The 17756-nt window shown below is 69.1% G+C and carries 18 protein-coding genes and 1 pseudogene; 13 read left to right on the top strand and 6 right to left on the bottom strand.

Going from position 1 to position 17756, the window contains the following annotated elements:
• The first annotated feature begins 113 nt into the window (after window positions 1-113).
• Both AC07Y4_RS30345 and AC07Y4_RS30340 read left to right on the top strand, forming a co-directional pair.
• Window positions 114-1091, top strand: coding sequence for a LysR family transcriptional regulator (locus AC07Y4_RS30345; RefSeq protein WP_487850421.1), 978 nt, complete (start codon window positions 114-116; stop codon window positions 1089-1091).
• Between the two features lie 56 nt (window positions 1092-1147).
• Complete coding sequence (locus AC07Y4_RS30340) at window positions 1148-1606, top strand: CopD family protein (protein ID WP_487850420.1); 459 nt, start codon at window positions 1148-1150, stop codon at window positions 1604-1606.
• On the opposite strand, the gene AC07Y4_RS30335 is transcribed toward AC07Y4_RS30340, so the two are convergent.
• Genes AC07Y4_RS30335 through AC07Y4_RS30325 form a run of 3 tightly spaced genes read right to left on the bottom strand, consistent with a single transcriptional unit; the run spans window position 1603 to window position 4521 of the window.
• Window positions 1603-2061: a VOC family protein gene (locus tag AC07Y4_RS30335; protein WP_487850419.1), complete on the bottom strand. Its 459-nt coding sequence runs from the start codon at window positions 2059-2061 to the stop codon at window positions 1603-1605. The two genes, AC07Y4_RS30340 and AC07Y4_RS30335, sit on opposite strands and share 4 nt — an antisense overlap.
• 13 nt (window positions 2062-2074) lie before the next feature.
• Window positions 2075-3313: a CaiB/BaiF CoA transferase family protein gene (locus AC07Y4_RS30330; RefSeq protein ID WP_487850418.1), complete on the bottom strand. Its 1239-nt coding sequence runs from the start codon at window positions 3311-3313 to the stop codon at window positions 2075-2077.
• Window positions 3314-3321: 8 nt separating this feature from the next.
• A complete protein-coding gene (locus AC07Y4_RS30325; protein ID WP_062470370.1) occupies window positions 3322-4521 on the bottom strand; it encodes an acyl-CoA dehydrogenase in 1200 nt (399 codons plus the stop codon).
• Between the two features lie 185 nt (window positions 4522-4706).
• On the opposite strand from AC07Y4_RS30325, the gene AC07Y4_RS30320 reads away from it, so the two are divergent.
• Both AC07Y4_RS30320 and AC07Y4_RS30315 read left to right on the top strand, forming a co-directional pair.
• Entirely contained in the window at window positions 4707-5609 is a 903-nt protein-coding gene (locus tag AC07Y4_RS30320; RefSeq protein ID WP_487850417.1) for a LysR substrate-binding domain-containing protein, read from the top strand.
• A gap of 63 nt (window positions 5610-5672) precedes the next feature.
• Window positions 5673-6167: a helix-turn-helix domain-containing protein gene (locus AC07Y4_RS30315; protein ID WP_487850416.1), complete on the top strand. Its 495-nt coding sequence runs from the start codon at window positions 5673-5675 to the stop codon at window positions 6165-6167.
• 98 nt (window positions 6168-6265) lie between these two features.
• On the opposite strand, the gene AC07Y4_RS30310 is transcribed toward AC07Y4_RS30315, so the two are convergent.
• Window positions 6266-6775 carry a GFA family protein gene (locus AC07Y4_RS30310; RefSeq protein ID WP_487850415.1) on the bottom strand — a complete coding sequence of 170 codons (510 nt, stop codon included), beginning with the start codon at window positions 6773-6775 and terminating at the stop codon, window positions 6266-6268.
• Window positions 6776-6895: 120 nt separating this feature from the next.
• Here AC07Y4_RS30310 and AC07Y4_RS30305 point away from each other — a divergent pair, with 120 nt between their 5' ends.
• Entirely contained in the window at window positions 6896-7609 is a 714-nt protein-coding gene (locus tag AC07Y4_RS30305) for a 2OG-Fe(II) oxygenase (protein WP_487850414.1), read from the top strand.
• Between the two features lie 226 nt (window positions 7610-7835).
• Window positions 7836-9800, top strand: coding sequence for an adenylate/guanylate cyclase domain-containing protein (locus AC07Y4_RS30300; protein WP_487850413.1), 1965 nt, complete (start codon window positions 7836-7838; stop codon window positions 9798-9800).
• A gap of 31 nt (window positions 9801-9831) precedes the next feature.
• On the opposite strand, the gene AC07Y4_RS30295 is transcribed toward AC07Y4_RS30300, so the two are convergent.
• Together AC07Y4_RS30295 and AC07Y4_RS30290 are read right to left on the bottom strand one after the other, a co-directional pair.
• Window positions 9832-10299, bottom strand: a complete 468-nt coding sequence (locus tag AC07Y4_RS30295; protein ID WP_354346118.1) for a YbaY family lipoprotein — start codon at window positions 10297-10299, stop codon at window positions 9832-9834.
• Window positions 10300-10306: 7 nt separating this feature from the next.
• Window positions 10307-12301, bottom strand: a complete 1995-nt coding sequence (locus tag AC07Y4_RS30290; protein WP_487850412.1) for an acetoacetate--CoA ligase — start codon at window positions 12299-12301, stop codon at window positions 10307-10309.
• 100 nt (window positions 12302-12401) lie between these two features.
• On the opposite strand from AC07Y4_RS30290, the gene AC07Y4_RS30285 reads away from it, so the two are divergent.
• The 7 genes and pseudogenes from AC07Y4_RS30285 to AC07Y4_RS30255 all read left to right on the top strand — a co-directional run.
• The gene (locus AC07Y4_RS30285) at window positions 12402-13181 is read left to right on the top strand and encodes a TetR/AcrR family transcriptional regulator (protein ID WP_487850411.1); all 780 of its coding nucleotides are present in this window, start codon (window positions 12402-12404) and stop codon (window positions 13179-13181) included.
• Window positions 13178-14125 (top strand): ABC transporter substrate-binding protein, encoded by a 948-nt coding sequence (locus tag AC07Y4_RS30280; protein ID WP_487850410.1) that lies wholly within the window; start codon window positions 13178-13180, stop codon window positions 14123-14125. The genes AC07Y4_RS30285 and AC07Y4_RS30280 overlap by 4 nt, the downstream gene beginning before the upstream one ends.
• Window positions 14122-14907, top strand: a complete 786-nt coding sequence (locus AC07Y4_RS30275; protein ID WP_139703481.1) for an ABC transporter ATP-binding protein — start codon at window positions 14122-14124, stop codon at window positions 14905-14907. Before AC07Y4_RS30280 ends, AC07Y4_RS30275 begins: the two co-directional genes overlap by 4 nt.
• Window positions 14900-15670 carry an ABC transporter permease gene (locus AC07Y4_RS30270; protein ID WP_487850409.1) on the top strand — a complete coding sequence of 257 codons (771 nt, stop codon included), beginning with the start codon at window positions 14900-14902 and terminating at the stop codon, window positions 15668-15670. Before AC07Y4_RS30275 ends, AC07Y4_RS30270 begins: the two co-directional genes overlap by 8 nt.
• Entirely contained in the window at window positions 15667-16461 is a 795-nt protein-coding gene (locus AC07Y4_RS30265) for an ABC transporter permease (RefSeq protein ID WP_487850408.1), read from the top strand. Before AC07Y4_RS30270 ends, AC07Y4_RS30265 begins: the two co-directional genes overlap by 4 nt.
• Before the next feature lie 49 nt (window positions 16462-16510).
• Window positions 16511-17317, top strand: a complete 807-nt coding sequence (locus AC07Y4_RS30260; protein WP_095743084.1) for a cyclase family protein — start codon at window positions 16511-16513, stop codon at window positions 17315-17317.
• A 13-nt stretch (window positions 17318-17330) separates the two neighbouring features.
• Window positions 17331-17756: pseudogene (locus tag AC07Y4_RS30255) on the top strand (fumarylacetoacetase); the annotation flags it as partial.

The raw sequence follows: 17756 nt of genomic DNA, 5'->3' as shown, positions 1-17756 counted from the left end.
GGATGGGGCGTTTTCGAGGGGTGCCGGCGAGTTTCGGGCTGCGAGCCTCTTGCATCAATGACCGCAAATAAGGATATTCGTTGCATTGAATGCAACACTCGGAGACGACCGCCATGGACGACAAGCTCGACACCCGCCGGGTGCGCTACTTCATGCAGGTGCTCGACAGCGGCTCGGTGCGCGGTGCGGCCGACGTGCTCGACATGGACCCGTCGGCCGTGAGCCGCGCCATCGGCATCCTGGAGACCGAGTGCGGCCTGCCGCTGCTGGAGCGCCACGGACGCGGCGTGGTGCCCACCGACGCAGGCCAGCTGCTGGCCGGCTATGTGCGAAGGCAGCAGGGGCAGAAGCAGCACCTGCTGGCGCAGATGGACAGCATCCGCAAGATCGAGAGCGGCCACATCGACATCGTGGCCGGCGAAGGCTATGTCGACTGGCTCATGCGGCACAGCCTGCGCATCTTCATGGCCAGCCACCCGAAGATCACGGTGAACCTCGACGTCGCCAGCACCGACGAGATCGTGCGCCGCGTGATCGAGGAACGTGCCCACATCGGCATGCTGTTCCAGCCGCCGAAGGACGAGCGGCTCACCTCGCACCAGTCGCACGCGCAGCCGATCCAGGCCATGGTGCTGGGCTCACACCCGCTCGCGCAGCTCGATCGCCCGCTGAAGCTGGCCGACCTGCTGCCCTACCCCGGCGCCACGCTGCACCGCAATTTCGGCGTGCGCCAGCACATCGAGGCGGCCGAGATCAGCGAGGGCGTGCGGCTGCCCGCGCTGCTGACCACCACCTCGTTCAGCGCGTTGGGCCACTTCGTGTCGGCAGGCCTGGGCTACACGCTGGGCACGCGCATCTCGCTCACGCCCAACGCCGACCACCCGGCGCTGGTCGAGCTGCCGATGAAGAACCCGCTGCTGTCGCAGGGGCGCTCGCACATCGTGTCGCGCCACGGCCGCCTGCTGCCGCCGGCCGCGGCGACGCTGCTGCGGCAGGTGGTGGCGGACATGAAGCGCTATGCCGGTTCGATCGCGGGCACGGGCATCGGCAAGCCCCGCGCGAGCACGCGCGGGCGCGGCGCGGCGGGTTGAAGGGCATGGGGCTTTGCGTTGCGTGCGCGCACGGTTCGGTGTTCTGATCGGACCCCATGTCCTACCTCGCTCCCCTCTTCATTCACCTGCTGTGCGCCGCCTTCTGGGTCGGCGGCATGGCCGTCATGCACTTCGCGGTGCGCCCCGCCGCCGTCGCCACGCTGGAGCCGCCGCTGCGCCTGCGCATGATGGCCGCGACGCTGCGACGTTTCTTCATCGGGGTGGACGCGTCGGTCACGCTGCTGTTCGTGAGCGGCTTCGCGATGATCCTCGCGACCGGCGGCTTTCGCGCCGTGCACTGGCGCGTCGAGGCCATGATGGGCATTGCGCTCGTGATGGCGGCGGTCTACGTCTACATCCGCGCCTCGGTGTTCCGCGCCTTGCGCCGCGCGGTGGACGACAGCGCCTGGCCCGTGGCGGCCGCGCGGCTGAACACGGTGCGCCAGCTGGTGACGCTGAACCTCGCGCTGGGCGTGGTGGTGTTCGCGGTGGCGGTGATGGGGCGCGGCGGCTAGGCCGCAGGCCCCTTCAGTTCAACACCATTGCCGTCGGGATCTTCGAGGTAGATCGAAGGCCCGTTGCCTTCGGCCCCGAAGTTGTTCTGCACCTCGCCCTGCACCGGCACGCCGTGCCGCGCCATGCGCGCGCGGATCGCGGCTTCGTCGAAGGGCTCGATGCGCAGGCAGAGGTGATCGACGTTGCGGCCTTCGCGCCCGGCCAGTGCGCCGCCCTGGCGGCCCAGCTTGCCGTCGTGCGTGACAAGGTCGATGAGGCTGCTGCCGGCGCGCAGGTGCACGAGGCCGAGGTCGTCGCGGCGCTTCTCGAGCGTGCAGCCGAGCACGTCGCAGTAGAAGGCCATGGCGCGCGCGGCATCGCGCACGCGCAGCACGACGTGGTCGATGCGCAGCACCGCGAACGGGGCCGCATCGGCTGCGGAAGCAACAGGAGACGAAGCAGGCGGGCGCGTCATGCCCGCCAGTGTGTCAGACCACCCCGGCCGCGCGCAATGCCTCGAAGCGCGAGGCGTCGACGCCCATCTCGGCCAGCACCTCCTGCGTGTGCTGTCCGAGCGCGGGCGGTGCGCGGCGCAGCACCGGCGGCGTGGCCGTGAGGCGCAACGGGCTCGCCACGCCGGTGATGCTGGCGATGCCGTCGCCCGCATCGCGCGGCAGCGTGACGGCCAGGCCGCGCGACTTGACCTGTGCGTCGTCGAAGGCCTGCGCGATGTCGTTGATGGGGCCGCAGGGCACGGCCTTGTCTTCGAGCAGCGCGACCCAGTCGGCGGTGGTGCGGGTGCGCGTGAGTTCTTCCATCATCGGGATCAGCACGCCGCGGTGTTTCACGCGCAGTGTGTTGGTCGCAAAGCGTTCGTCGGCGGCCCACCCGGCGTGGCCGGCGGCTTCGCAGAAGCGCGCGAACTGGCCGTTGTTGCCGATGGCCAGCAGCATCGCGCCGTCCTGCGTCGGAAAGTCTTGATAAGGCGCGAGGCTCGGGTGCGTGTTGCCCTGGCGGCCCGGCGCCTTGCCGGTGTTGAGAAAAGCGCTCGCCTGGTTGGCGAGGATGGCCATGCCCACGTCGAGCAGCGCCATGTCGATGTGCTGGCCTTCGCCGGTGCGGTCGCGCACTTGCAGCGCCGCGAGGATGGCGGTGCTGGCGTACACGCCGGTGAACAGGTCGGTGAGCGCCACGCCCACGCGCAACGGACCGCCGCCGGGTTCGCCGTCGGGGCGGCCGGTGATGCTCATCATGCCGGTCATGGCCTGGATCATCAGGTCGTAGCCCGCGCGCTCGGCGTAGGGGCCGTCATGGCCGAAGCCGGTCACGCTGCAGTAGATGAGGCGCGGGTTGGCCGCGCGCAGGCTTTCCTGGTCGAGGCCGTACTGCTTCAGGCCGCCGGTCTTGAAGTTTTCGACCACGATGTCGGCCTGCGCCGCCATCTGCTGCAGCAGCGTCTGCCCTTCGGGCGTGGCCATGTCGATGGTGACCGAGCGCTTGTTGCGGTTGCAGGAGGTGAAGTAGCTGGCCTGGTCGGTGTCGTGGCCGTTCGCGTCCTTCACGAAGGGCGGACCCCAGGTGCGCGTGTCGTCGCCGACGCCGGGGCGTTCGATCTTGACGACGTCAGCGCCCAGGTCCGCGAGGATCTGCGTGCACCACGGGCCCGCGAGCACGCGGGACAGATCGAGGACCTTGATGCCGTCGAGTGCTGCGGGCTTGGTGCTCATGCGTTCGTTCAGTTGGCGAAAGCGGCGATGCCGGTGATGGCGCGGCCCAGGATCAGCGCGTGGATGTCGTGCGTGCCTTCGTAGGTGTTGACCACTTCGAGGTTCACCAGGTGGCGCGCCACGCCGAACTCGTCGCTGATGCCGTTGCCGCCCATCATGTCGCGCGCCATGCGAGCGATGTCCAGCGACTTGCCGCAGTTGTTGCGCTTCATGATCGAGGTGATCTCGACAGCCGCAATGCCTTCGTCCTTCATGCGGCCCAGGCGCAGGCTGCCTTGCAGGCCCAGCGTGATCTCGGTCTGCATGTCGGCCAGCTTCTTCTGGATGAGCTGGTTGGCGGCGAGCGGGCGGCCGAACTGCTTGCGGTCCAACGTGTACTGGCGGGCGCGGTGCCAGCAGTCTTCGGCGGCACCGATGGCGCCCCACGAGATGCCGTAGCGGGCGCTGTTCAGGCAGGTGAACGGACCCTTGAGGCCTTGCACTTCGGGGAAAGCGTTTTCTTCGGGGCAGAACACGCCGTCCATGACGATTTCGCCGGTGATGCTGGCGCGCAGGCCGACCTTGCCGTGGATGGCGGGGGCTGTCAGGCCCTTCATGCCCTTTTCGAGCACGAAGCCGCGGATCGGGCCGACGGTGCCGCTTTCGCTGACTTCCTTGGCCCAGACGACGAACACGTCGGCGATGGGCGAGTTGCTGATCCACATCTTCGAGCCGCTGAGCGAGTAGCCGCCCGGCACCTTCTTGGCGCGCGTGGCCATGCTGCCGGGGTCGGAGCCGTGGTCGGGTTCGGTCAGGCCGAAGCAGCCGATCCATTCGCCGGTGGCGAGCTTGGGCAGGAACTTCTGCTTTTGCGCTTCGGTGCCGAATTCGAAGATCGGCACCATCACCAGCGAGCTCTGCACACTGGCCATCGAGCGGTAGCCCGAGTCGACGCGCTCGACTTCGCGGGCGATCAGGCCGTAGGCCACGTAGTTCAGGCCGGGGCCGCCGTACTGTTCGGGGATCGTCGGGCCGAGCAGGCCGAGCGCGCCCATTTCGCGAAAGATCGCGGGGTCGGTTTCGCCGGTGCGGAAGCCTTCGATGACGCGGGGCGCCAGGCGCTCCTGGCAGTAGGCGTTGGCCGCGTCGCGGATCATGCGTTCTTCGTCGGTCAGCTGCTGGTCGAGAAGAAGGGGGTCGTCCCAGTGGAATTGCGCTTTGGCGGCCATGTGGATGTCTCCGGAAAAGGAAGAAGAAACAAAAGAAGGGGGAATGCGGTGGATCGTAGCCACGCAGGAGGCCCGGCGCAAACGATGAATCCTCACCCAGATATGCGCCTGACGCACATCTCGAGAGATACATCCTGTTGATTTACTGGTGAAACCAATCCGCCAGTCATACACTCCGGGCATACATGCGCCGCAAGATCCCGCCCCTGCAAACCCTCGTGTGCTTCGACGCCGCCGCGCGCCACGAGAGCTACACCCGCGCCGCGCAGGAACTGGCGCTCACGCAGAGCGCGGTGTCGCGCCAGGTCGGGGCGCTCGAGGCCTTCCTGGGCGTGGCGCTGTTTCGCCGCACGCGGCACGGCGTGGCGCTCACGGCCAGCGGCGCCGCCTACGCGCGCCAGATCGCCCGCCGCCTGGAGGCCATGGAGCGCGACACGCTCGACGCCATGGCGCACCAGGGCGAAGGCGGGTCGCTGTCGCTGGCGGCGGTGCCCACCTTCGCCACGCGCTGGCTGGTGCCGCGCCTGCGCGGTTTTGCGGCGCTGCAGCCCGACGTGGTGGTGCACATCGAGACGCGCACCCGCCCCTTCCTCTTTGCCGACGCGGAGTTCGACGCCGCGCTGTACGCCGGCACGCCCGCGCAGGTCGAGAACTGGGCCGGCACGCGCGCGCTGCTGCTCATGCATGAAGACGTGGTGCCCGTGTGCAGCCCTTCGCTGCTGCCCCACGGCAAGGCCGTGTCGCCCGCGGCCATCGCGCGGATGCCGCTGCTGCAGCAGAGCACACGCCCCGACGGCTGGCGCCAGTGGTTCGACGCGCAGCAGGTCGACGCCCCCACCTCCCGCGGCGGTCCGCGCTACGAGCTGTTCTCGATCCTCGCCGCCGCCGCCTCGCACGGCCTGGGCGTGGCGCTCATGCCGACCATGCTGGTGGCCGACGAGCTGGCGCGCGGCGAGCTGGTGGTGGCCTGCCCGCGGGCGCTGTCGGGGGAGCGCAGCTATTACCTGGTGACGCCGGAGCGGGCGGATCAGCGGCCGTTGCTGAAGCTGTTCAGTGATTGGCTGCTGGGGCAGGCGCGCGAAGGTTGAAGCAGCCAAAAATGTATCTCGTACTAGACATTTCATTAGTCTTGCCTAATATGAGATACACATATGCCATCCACCGCCCCGCCGACCTTGGACAGAGCCAACCGACGCCTTGAAGCGTTCGGCCGGCATATCCATGCCCGTCGGAAGTCGCTCCGGATCAGCGCCACCACGGCCGCCGAGGCGGCGGGCATGTCGCGCATGACGCTGCATCGCATCGAACGCGGCGAGCCCTCCGTCACGATGGGGGCCTACATGAACGCCCTGGCGGCACTGGGTCTGGATGTCGAAGTGACGGCGCCGATCGAAGGTATCGCCAAGGAGATGGCGACGCCGGCGCCCTCGCGCACGCCGACGAAGACGATCCGGGTTGGCGACTTCGCGCAGTTGCGCCGCCTCGCATGGCAATTGCCCGCGGACGCGGAGCTCACACCCGAAGAGGCCTGGGGCACCTACGAGCGCAACTGGCGCCACGCCGATCCGTCCGCGCTCGAGGACAACGAACGCCAGCTGCTGACCGAGCTGGCCCGCCTGCTGGGTCAAAAGCCGCTCGTTGTTTGAGCGCGCCCACCATCGCCAGGGGGCCGACATGCTCGCGGCGCTAGACGCGGCCCGCAACCCCGGCTCCTGAGCCGAGACGGGAATCGAGGCAGGCCCGCTCAGGCCTTCGCAGCCGGCCGTGCGCCCTCTTGCGCGTACGCCTGAATCATCGCGGGGAAGGCGTCCATCGCAGGCAAGGTGCCGAAGCTGTGCTTCGCGGGCGTCGTGGCCCACGGCAGCTTCTCGTCGGTCCAGGTTTCCGCAAAGGGCGCGACCCATTCGTGCCGGTCGAGCATGGTGGCGCGCAGGTTGACGAAATAGTCCATGCCCTCGGTGCGCGTGAACATCCAGCTCTTGCAGTGTGGGCAGAAGAAGTGGTGCGACTCGTCGCCGTGCAGCCCGCCGATGACGGGTTCGCCCGACACCACTTCGAAGCCCGGCGCGGGGATCGCCAATGACAGCGAGAACGCACTGGCGCTCATGCGCTGGCAGCCGGTGCAGTGGCAGGCCATGGCCAGCAGCGGCGGTGCGGTGATGCGCAGGCGCACCTGGCCGCAGCGGCAGCCGCCGGTCCAGGGGAGTTGCCAGTCGTTGGCGGTGTCTTGGGGGGTGTGGTTCTGGGTGCTCATTGAATGTGAATGCTTTCAGGCTGGGTCTTCAGGATGATCGCTCAAGCCGGCCCCTGCCCCACCGAAACCCGCGTCCGAAAACGGCGAGCCCGCATCCCGCCACCGCGCGACACTGCCCGCATGAGTTCTTCCGTCGCCGCCCGCATCCACGCCCTCGACTGGCCCCGCATCGATGCCGACCTCGCCGCCCGCGGCTGTGCCGTCACCGGGGCGTTGTTCACGCCCGCGGAATGCGCCGCGCTCACGGCCATGTACGACGAAGGCCAGCGCTTTCGCAGCCGTGTGGTCATGCAGCGCCACGGCTTCGGCCAGGGCGAGTACCAGTACTTCGCGTACCCGCTGCCGTCCAGGCTCGTGACATTTCGCAGCGCGCTGTACGAACGCCTCGCGCCACTGGCCAATGCCTGGGCCGCCGCGATGGGTCAGCCGGCCGACTACCCGCCGGACCATGCGGCCTACCTCGCGCGCTGCCATGCGGCGGGCCAGCTGCGCCCCACTCCGCTGCTGCTGCGCTACGGCGAGGGCGACTACAACTGCCTGCACCAGGACCTGTACGGCGACCTGCAATTTCCGCTGCAGCTCACGGTGCTGCTGAGCCGGCCCGGCGAAGACTTCACGGGCGGCGAGTTCGTGCTGACCGAGCAGCGCCCGCGCATGCAGTCGCGTGCCGAGGTGGTGTCGCTCGCGCAGGGCGAGGCGGTGGTCTTCGCGGTGAACCAGCGGCCGGTGGCGGGCACACGCGGCAGCTACCGCGTGACGATGCGCCACGGCGTGAGCCGCGTGCGCAGCGGACAGCGCCACACGCTGGGCCTGATCTTTCACGACGCGCGCTGAATAGAACGAACGTCCGTTCGCAATCAAGCCCTCGGGCGCAGCAACGTCGCACCAAGCGTGCAAAGTTGCACACATGTATCAAATACAGGCGAAAATCCCGCGCGCATCCGGGGGATTGCCAGGATGGCCGGCGCACACGATCGGCCCCGCAACACCCTCCGGACGCCGGACCACGACCTCGTGAGGAGGAGCCGGGGTCCGTTCCGAGTTGTCGTCAGGGAGCTGTATGTACAAGGAATCGTCCGGGCCTCCGGATGCGGCGGGTCGCCCGTCTTTCGCGCACGTCACCACGCCGTTGCCACCGTCTCCGTCACCCTCTTCCGCTGAAATCCCACCGCCCCGACGCCCGCGTCGCTTCCGGGTCGATGTCGGCTCCATCGTCAGTGCCGTGGCGCTCGCGCAGTCGCTGCTGCTGGTCACGCTGGGCTACTGGGGCTCGCAGCGGCTGGTGACGACGATCGGCACCTCGGCGCACAAGTCGAACCACGACCGCACCGAAGACAAGGTGCTGGCCTTCCTTGCCAAGGCCGAGTCGGCGGTCGGCGCGATCGGCAGCTCGCCCAGCCTCACGCCCGCGGGCGAGAACGTGGACCGCACGGCCGAGCTCCTGTGGACGCTGCTGCAGCAATCGCCCGAACTCGACAGCGTCTACGTGGCGAACGTCGAGGGCAAGATGCTGATGGCGCTGCGCTACCCCGTGCCGGCGATCCGCCACATCGCGCGCGGCGCCGACTTCACCACCGAGACCTGGCAGTACAAGCTGCCGCTAGGTTCCGAGGCCGACGTGCAGCAGCGCTTTGCCACGCAGCGCGTGGAGGCCTACCGCAGCAACTACAACCCGACGCAGCGCAGCTGGTTCGTGCAGGCGCGCAAGACGCAGGGGCCGGTCTGGACCGTCCCCTATGTGTTCGCCGCCGCGCAGGAACTGGGCGTGACCTACGCGCTACCCAGCCAGCGTCGCCAGGCCGAAGGCAGCCCACAGGCGATGGTGGTGGCGGGCGACGTGTCGCTGGGCCGGCTGTCGGAGTTCGTGCGCCTGTTCAGCCGCAACGGCAACGGCAACAGCGCGCTGCTGAGCGCCGACCACAAGGTGCTCGCGCGCAGCGACATGCCGGGCGTGCTGCACACGCTGGAAGCGCCCACGGGCGCGCTCGGCGCACTGAACGCACAGATGGTGGCCGACGGCATCGCCGGCAGCGGCAGCGACAAGGCCTTCGCCTTCAGCCACGAGGGGCGGCGCTACCTGGTGCAGGCCTCGCGCATTCCCGCCACCGGCTGGCAGCTGGTCAGCTGGGTCCCCGAAGACGTGCTGCTGGGTGGCCTGCGCCGCGCGGTGGCGTGGTCGTTGCTGCTGGCGCTGGTGTTCCTGGGGCTGGCGCTGTACATGTCGCTCAAGCTGTCGAAGCTGGTGACGGCGCCGGTCGAGAACCTCTCGCGCATCGCGCACCGCATCGGCCGCCTCGAGCTCGACGACCTGCCACGCGAGCCCAGTCGCGTGCTCGAGATCCAGCACCTGGACCAGGCGCTCGACGACTCGGCGCGCAGCCTCAAGGCCTTCAGCAAGTTCGTGCCGGTGGACGTGATCAACCAGCTGGTGGCGCAGGGCCACGCGCTCGCGCCCAACGGCTCGCCGCGCCAGGTGACGGTGATGTTCACCGACGTGGAGGGCTTCACGTCGATCTCCGAATCGATCGCGGCCGATGTGCTGGTGCGCCAGCTGACCGAGTACTTCAACCTCGCGGCCGCGGTGTTCGCGCGCCACGGCGGCGTGATCGACAAGTTCATCGGCGACGGCATCATGGTGCTGTGGGGCGCGCCGGCCGACCTGGAAGACGCCGAGTACAAGGCCTGCCGCGCCGCGCTCGAGCTGCACGCCGAGATGCATCAGCTCAACCGGCAGTGGGCCGAACAGGGCCTGCCCGAGTTCCGCACGCACATCGGCATTCACACGGGCGTGGTGGTGGCGGGGGTGCTGGGCTCGAACGACCGGCTGTCGTACACGGCGTTCGGCGACGTGGTGAACGTGGCCAGCCGCATCGAAGGCGCGAACCGCCAGCTGGGCACGCGCATGCTGATCTCGGAGGTCACCTACGCGGCCCTGAACGGCCGGCTGGCCACGCGGCGCATCGAAGAGCTGGTGGAGCTGCGCGGCCGACAGACGCGCATGGTGCTCCACGAACTGCTGACCTGATCCGCGCGAGCCTGTCGCGCGGGTCGGTCGATCAGCGCGAGGGGCGCGGCGGCGGCGGTGGCGTGGCCACGCGCACCAGCATCAGGTTGGCGCTGGTGCCGTTGCCCTGCGTGAGCACCGAATACTGCGTATCGTTGATGAACAGCAGCTGCTCGCCGCGCGTGATGCGCGCCGCCACGGCGTAGCGCATGCGCGGGTCGATGCGCGCGGCATCGACGCTGAGTTCGAAGGCGAAGGGCGGCTGCTTGCCGTTGGCGGGAATGCGCTGCTCGGCGAGCACGACCGAGGGCGCGTCCATGCGCGACACGTCGAGCAGTTGCACGCGCACTTCGGCCGCGGGGTCGAGCGCGATGCGCTCGCGGTAGGCCACGGTGCCCGTCACGCGCAGCGGTGCGGCGGCGGGTTGAGCCGGCGTGCCGGGCGAGCCGCCCGCGCAAGCGCTCAGGACGGAAGCGCCGGCAACGGCGGAGAGCATGAGGAGGCTGGTGCGTCTTTTCATCGCCCCATTATGCGGAGGCCCGCTGCGCGGCGAAAGCCACATACCAATCCAGGCTGCCGGGGTTTGCCATCGCCTCGCGGTTCACGACCTTCTCGATCGGTTGGCCCAGCAGCAGCTTCTTGATCGGCAGCTCCTGCTTCTTGCCCGACAGCGTGCGCGGAATCTCAGCCACCTGGAAGATGTCGTTGGGCACGAAGCGCGGCGACAGCGAGGTCTTGATCGCACTGTTGATGCGCGCGCGCATGGCCTCGTCGAGCGCCACGCCGGGGCGCAGCACCACGAACAGCGGCATGTAGCTGTCGCGGCCCAGGTACTCGAGGTCGACCACCATCGAGTCGAGCACCTCGGGCAGGCCCTCGACCGCGCTGTAGATCTCGCTGGTGCCCATGCGCAGGCCCTGGCGGTTGATGGTGGCGTCGCTGCGGCCGTAGATGATGCAGCCGCCGTCGCTGCCGACCTTGATCCAGTCGCCGTGGCGCCACACGCCCGGGTAGGTGTCGAAGTAGCTCGACACGTAGCGCGCGTTGCCTTCGTCGCCCCAGAAGTACAGCGGCATCGACGGAATGGGCTGCGTGCACACCAGCTCGCCGACCTCGCCGATGACCGGCTGGCCCTGCTCGTTCCAGGCCTCGACCGCATGGCCGAGTTCGCGGCATTGCATCTGGCCCGGCACCTCGGGCAGCTCGCGGTTGCCGCCGACGAAGGCGCCGCAGAAGTCGGTGCCGCCCGAGATGTTGCACCACCACACCTCTTTCGAGCCCGCGTCGAGGATCTGCTGCGAGCCCCAGCGCTGCACCTCGTCGGGCAGTGGCGAACCGGTGCTGCCCAAGGCGCGCACGCGCGACAGGTCGCCGCAGTCTTTCGCAACGAGCCCCGCCTTCATGCAGTTGGTGAAGTAGGCCGCGCCCGCGCCGAAGAAGGTGACGCGGTGCTTGGCCACGAAGCGCCACAGCACGCCCCAGTCGGGCTTGTCCTTGCTGCCCGCCGGGTTGCCGTCGTAGATGCAGATGGTGGCGCCGAAGGCCAGGCCCGAGAGCTGCGAGTTCCACATCACCCAGCCCGTGGAGCTGTACCAGTGGTAGCGCTCGCCGAGGTTGTTGGCGCCGTAGCTCGCGCCCACGTCGTTGTGCAGGCCGCAGGCGTGCATGGTCAGCAAGATGCCGCCCTGCCCGTGCACGATGGGCTTGGGAAGGCCGGTGGTGCCGCTCGAATAGACGATCCAGATCGGGTGGTCGAAGGGCAGCCACTCGGGTTCGAAGGCTGCGACCTGCGCGTCGTCGCGCGCGATGGCTTGTCGCCATTCGACATCGTGCGCCACTGCGTTCGCAGCAAAGGGCGACTGCACGAGCAGCAGCTTCTGCACGCTCGGCAGCTGGCCACGAAGCTCCTGCAGCACGGTGCTGCGGTCCAGCGGCTTGCCGCCGTAGTGCACGCCGTCGACCGCGATCAGCAGCGTGGGTTCGATCTGGCGGAAGCGGTCGGCCACGGCGGCCGTGCCCATGTCGGGCGCGCACACGCTCCACACCGCGCCGATGCTGGAGCACGCGAGAAACGCCACCATGGTCTCGGGCACGTTCGGCATGTAGGCGGCCACGCGGTCGCCGCGGCGCACGCCGAGCGACTTCAGCGTGAGCGCCACCGAGGCCACCTGCCGGCGCAGCTCGGGCCACGACAGCTCGCGCACCTCGCCGCGTTCGTTGTCGCTCACGATGGCGGGCAGGCCGGCCGCATGGGCCGCGTCGGCGTGGCGCAGCACCTCGCGCGTGTAGTTGACCTGCGCGCCGGGAAACCAGCGCGCGCCGGGCATGCGGCGTTCGGCGAGCACCGCGGTGTGGGGCGTGGGCGAGCGCAGGCCGGCGTAGTCCCAGATGCTCTGCCAGAAGGCATCGAGGTCGGTGACGGACCAGCGCCACAGCGCGTCGTAGCTGTCGAAGGCCAGGCCGCGCGTGTCGCGCAGCCAGTTCTGATAAAGGCGGATCTGGGGGATGTTGGGAGCGGGCATGCCACGAGCGTAGCGCCGCGAACGGTCGTGCTCAATGAGGGTTGACCTCAGGGTTTGTACGTGTGTTCAACATTTTTGTACAGCCGTTCAATACGCCCCCATGAACGCTCGCACACCGCCGGCCCGCAAACGCAGCGCCTCTCGAGGCTCAGGCACCTCAGGCGCCCCGACCGTCGCGCCCGAGCCCGCGCGACCCGACCGCCGCCAGGCGATCCTGCTGGCGGCCGAGAAGCTCTTCGCGCAGCACGGCTACCACGCGGTGACGATCCGCCAGATCGCCGAAGAAGCCGGCGTGCCCCTCGCGCTGGTGGGCTACTACTTCGGCCCGAAGCACGAGCTGTTCCACGCGATCTTCGAACACTGGAGCCACAGCATCGAGGAGCGGCTCGCGCGCCTGGCGGCCGTGACCATCGACCCCGACGACGCGCGCACGCTGCCGCGCATCATCGAGGCCTTCACCGCGCCCGTGCTGGCGCTGCGCGCGAGCACCGAGGGCGAGTACTACGCGCTGCTGGTGGCGCGCGAGCTGTACCACGCGACTGAAGAAGCCGACCGCGTGCTGCGCGGCTACTTCGACCCGCTGGCCGAGGCCTACATCGACGCACTGCACGTGGCGCTGCCACACGCCACGCGCAGCCAGGTCGCATGGGGCTACCAGTTCGCGCTGGGCGCGCTGCTGCACCACCTGACCGACAGCCGCATCGAACGGCTCTCGCGCGGCGAGAACACACGCGCCGACCCGGCCGTGGCGCCGATGCTCGTGAACTTCATCGCCGGCGGTCTGCGCGCCGCGCTGCCGAAACCGAAGGCGACGTCGAAGGCCGCCGCCGCCAAGCCCTCACGCACGAAAAAGACCATCCCCAGGAGACCCCAGCCATGATGAAAAGACGCACCCTGCTATCGGCGCTCGCGGCCGCATCGGCCACCGCCTCGTTGCCTTCGCGCGCCCAGCAGGCCCACCCGAAGATCGTGTTCGGCTACACCGCGGTGACCGACTTCGCCTCGGTCTTCGTGGCGGCCGAAGAGGGCTACTTCAAGAAGCGCAACCTCGACGTGGAGCTGAAGTTCATTCCGCTGAACTCCACCATCCCGGCCGCACTGCAGTCCGACTCGCTGCAGATCGGCGGGCCCACGCCCTCGGTGTTCCTGCAGGCGGTGGACGGCGGGCTCGACCTGGTGCTGGTGGCCGGCGGCGGCCTCACCTCGAAGACGATCACGGGCTTCGGCCTCGTGGCGCGCGCGGGCTCGGGCATCAAGAGCGCGCAGGACTGCGTGGGCAAGAAGATCGGCGTGCCGGGGCTCGGTGCCTTCCTGCACGTGACCTTCCGCGCGTGGCTGAAGGACAGCGGCGTCGACTACCGCAAGGTCAACTTCATCGAGGCCGCGTTCCCGCAGCATGCCGACCTGCTGCGCGGCGGCTCGGTCGATGCGGTGGTGTCGGCCGACCCGTTCATGAGCCGCATCACCGAGAGCGGCGCGGGCTACGTGGCCTCGTACTACTCGACCTTCCTGCCCGAGAACAACCAGACCATCGTGCATGCGGCCAAGCGCGAGTGGGTGGCAAAGAACCCCGCCACGGCGCGCGCCTTCCGCGAGGCACTGGTCGAGGCCGGCGCCTTCATCCAGCAGCCGAAGAACGACGCCAAGGTGCGCACGGCGATCGGCAAGTACATCAAGCTGCCGCCCGAGGTGCTGGCCAAGGTGCAGGTCTCGCCGCCGGGCCCGGTCGTCACCGACAAGCAGCTGGGCTACTGGACCGGGCTCATGAAGGAGCAGGACATGCTCAAGACGAACATCGACGTTGCGAAGCTGATCGCCAAGTGAGCGCGGCCGCCGATTCCTTTTTGCGCTTCGACGGCGTCACCATCCGCCTCGGCGGGCGCGAGATCCTGTCGCCCACCTCGTTCGACGTGGCGCGCGGCGAGTTCGTGTGCATCGTCGGCCCGAGCGGCTGCGGCAAGACCACGCTGCTGCGCGCGGCCAGCGGCCTCGTCACCGCCAGTGCCGGCGAGGTGCGGCGCAAGGGCGTGCCGATGACGGCGCCCTCGCGCGAAGTGGCCTTCGTGTTCCAGGACTACGGCCGCGCGCTGCTGCCGTGGCGCACGGTCGAAGGCAACGTGAGCCTGGCGCTCGAAGCGGCCGGCGTGCCTGCCGCCGAGCGCGCGCCGCGCATTGCCGACGTGCTCGGCAAGGTCGGGCTCGCGAAGCACGCGCACAAGTTTCCGGTGCAGCTGTCGGGCGGCATGCAGCAGCGCGCGCAGATTGCCCGCTGCCTCGCGCAGAAGCCCGAGCTGATGATGATGGACGAGCCCTTCGGCGCGCTCGATGCACTCACGCGCCAGAGCCTGCAGGACGAGCTGGCGCGGCTGGTGCGCGACGACGGGCTCACGGTGCTGTTCGTCACGCACGACCTGGAAGAAGCCATCTACCTCGGCGACCGCGTGATCGCGCTGCAGGCCAACCCCGGGCCGGGGCGGCCGAGCCTGGCGCGGATGATCGACGTGAAGATCCCGCGTCCGCGCGACCAGCTCACGACGAAGGAGCATCCGGAATACCTGCAGTTGCGGCGTGAGCTGTTCGCCTTCATCGAGCAGGGTCATGACTGAAGGCCGTCTCTTTCGCTGGCTGCGGCCGTGGGTGTTTCCCGCGCTGCTGGTCGGCGCCTTCGAGTGGTACGCGCGGCGCGCGGCGGCGTTGGGCAGCGATGCGCTTGCACCGCCCAGCGCGGCCGCCAAGGCCTTTGTCGGCGCGGCCATGGACGGCTCGCTCTGGCAGGCCACGGGCTTCACGCTGGGCACGGCGGCACTGGGCCTGCTGCTGGGTGCGGTGCTCGGCATTGCATTCGGGCTGGTGCTCGGGCTCTCGCGCCGTGCGGCGCAGCTGGGCGCCGTGTCCATCGAGGTGCTGCGCCCCGTGCCTTCCGTCGCGCTGATCCCGCTCGCGATGCTGGGCTTCGGTTTCGGCGTGCGCATGGAAGTGGCCATCGTCGCCTTCGCCACCTTCTGGCCACTGCTGGTGCTGGTGCAGTCGGCGGTACAGCAGATCGAGCCCCGGCTGCTCGAGGTGAGCCGCGTGCTCGGGCTGTCGGCGCGCGAACGCGCCTTCAAGATCGTGCTGCCGGCCATCGTGCCGCGCCTGTTCGTCGCGCTGCGCCTGGGCGTGGCGGTGGCACTGGTGGTGGCGGTGACGGTCGAGATCGCCGCGAATCCGCACGGCATGGGCTACGCGATGATGATCGCGCAGCAGAGCTTCGACCCTGCGCTGATGCTCGCGTGGCTGGGCTGGATCGGCGTGGTGGGCTTCGCGGTCAACGCGGGCATGGTGCGCCTGCAATCCCTGGTCGCGCGACGCATGGGGGTGCAGCCATGAACAACAACCGCAACGACCGACTGGGCCTGGGGTGGCTGGGCTCCGCGGGCGTGCTGCTCGCGTTGGTCGCGCTGTGGTGGGTGGCGAGCAACGCGGGCTGGGTCAGCCGCGTGTTTCTGCCGACGCCGCAAGCCACCTTCGCGAGCCTGCTCGAAGGGCTCAATCTATCTTCAGGCAACGACGGCAACGGCGAGCTGCTCGCCTTCACGCAGGCCACGGTCGGCCGCATGGTCGAAGGCTGGCTGCTGGCGTCGCTCTTCGGCGTGCTGCTGGGCGCGGCCATCGGCGTGTCGCCCGCAGTGCGCGCGTGGGTGCAACCGACGCTGGAGTTCATTCGCCCGCTGCCCGCCTCGGCGCTGCTGCCGCTGGCCATTTCGATCTTCGGGCTGAACCCCGGCATGGTGCTGTTCGTGGTCGCCTTCGGCGCGATGTGGCCGGTGCTGCTGGCCACGGTGCACGGCTTCGCGGCGGTGGAGCCGCGCCTGTCGGAAGTGGCGCGCTGCCTGCAGATGTCGCGCGCCGCGTACATCTGGAAGATGGGCCTGCCCAACGCCATGCCCGACATCCTGGCCGGCATGCGGCTGGCGCTGACCATCGCGCTGATCGTCGCGGTGGTGGGCGAAATGATCGCCTCGCAAAGCGGCCTGGGCCAGGCCATCCTGCTGGCGGCGCGCGCCTTCCGTGCCAGCGATCTGTTCGCCGGCATCGTGCTGCTCGGGCTCATCGGCTTCGTGAGCAACGCGCTGCTGGCCTTGGCCGAGAAGCGCCTGCTGCGCTGGCAGCAGCCCTGATTGATTCGATCGATTCCTTCAAAACCTACACCCCACAAGGAGCCTCGCCATGCCACGCAAGTTCGTCGACCTGTCGATCTTTCTCGAAAACGACGTGCTGTCCGATCCGCCGGCCTTCGCGCCGAAGATCCAGTACTTCACGCACGAGCACACCTTCGAGCAGATCGAGCCCTTCTTTCCCGGCCTGAAGAAAGAAGACCTGCCCGACGGCGAAGGCTGGGCCGTGGAGCTGGTGCAGCTCTCCACCCACAACGGCACGCACCTCGATGCGCCCTATCACTTCCACTCGACCATGGACAAGGCGCTGGGCGAGAAGAAGCCCGCCATCGCCATCCACGACGTGCCGCTCGAATGGTGCTTCCAGCCCGGCGTGAAGCTCGACTTTCGCCACTTCGCCGACGGTTATGTGGTCACGGCCGCCGATGTCGAGGCCGAGCTGAAGCGCATCAATCACACGCTGAGCCCGCTGGAGATCGTGGTGGTCAACACGCGCGCCGGCTCGCGCTACGGCAACCCCGACTACGTGTCGGCCGGCGCGGGCATGGGCTACGAAGCCACCATGTACCTGCTGGAACGCGGCGTGCGCCTCACGGGCACCGACGCCTGGAGCTGGGACGCGCCCTTCGTGCACACCGCCAAGAAGTACGGCGAAACGCACGACGCCTCGCTCATCTGGGAAGGCCACAAGGCCGGGCGCGACATCGGCTACTGCCACATCGAGAAGCTGCACAACCTCGAGGTGCTGCCGCCCACGGGCTTTTTCATCAGCTGCTTCCCGCACAAGATCCGCGGCGCGTCGGCGGGCTGGACGCGCGCGGTGGCGATCTTCGACGACGCGCTGATGGCGTCGGTCTGAGGTGCGGGCGGCCATGAACGGACTCAACCACACGCACGACGCCGGCGCCCGCAGCTGGGTCGCATCCGCCAATGTCGCGGGCAGCGACTTTCCGATCCAGAACCTGCCGTATGCGATGTTCCGCCGCACCGGCCGCCCCGAGCCGTTTCGCGGTGGCGTGGCCATCGGCGACCAGGTGCTCGACCTCGCGGCGCTGGCCGCGGGCTCGCACGTCGACGGCCTCGCACTCGATGCAGCACGCACCGCTGCCCTGCCCGCGCTGAACGATTTCTTCGCGCTCGGCCCGCCCGCCTGGCAGGCGCTGCGCCATGCGGTCTTCGCGCTGCTGCACAGCGACGCGCCGGCCGCGACAGTGGACGACCTGCGCGGCTGCCTCGTGCCGCAGGCCGAGGTCGAATACACCGTGCCCGCGCGCATCGGCGACTACACCGACTTCTAC

The sequence above is a fragment of the Variovorax sp. GW460-12-1-14-LB1 genome, assembly GCF_059423605.1.
Note: the sequence above shows the minus strand (reverse complement) of the source record. Positions and strands in the feature narration are given on the sequence as shown.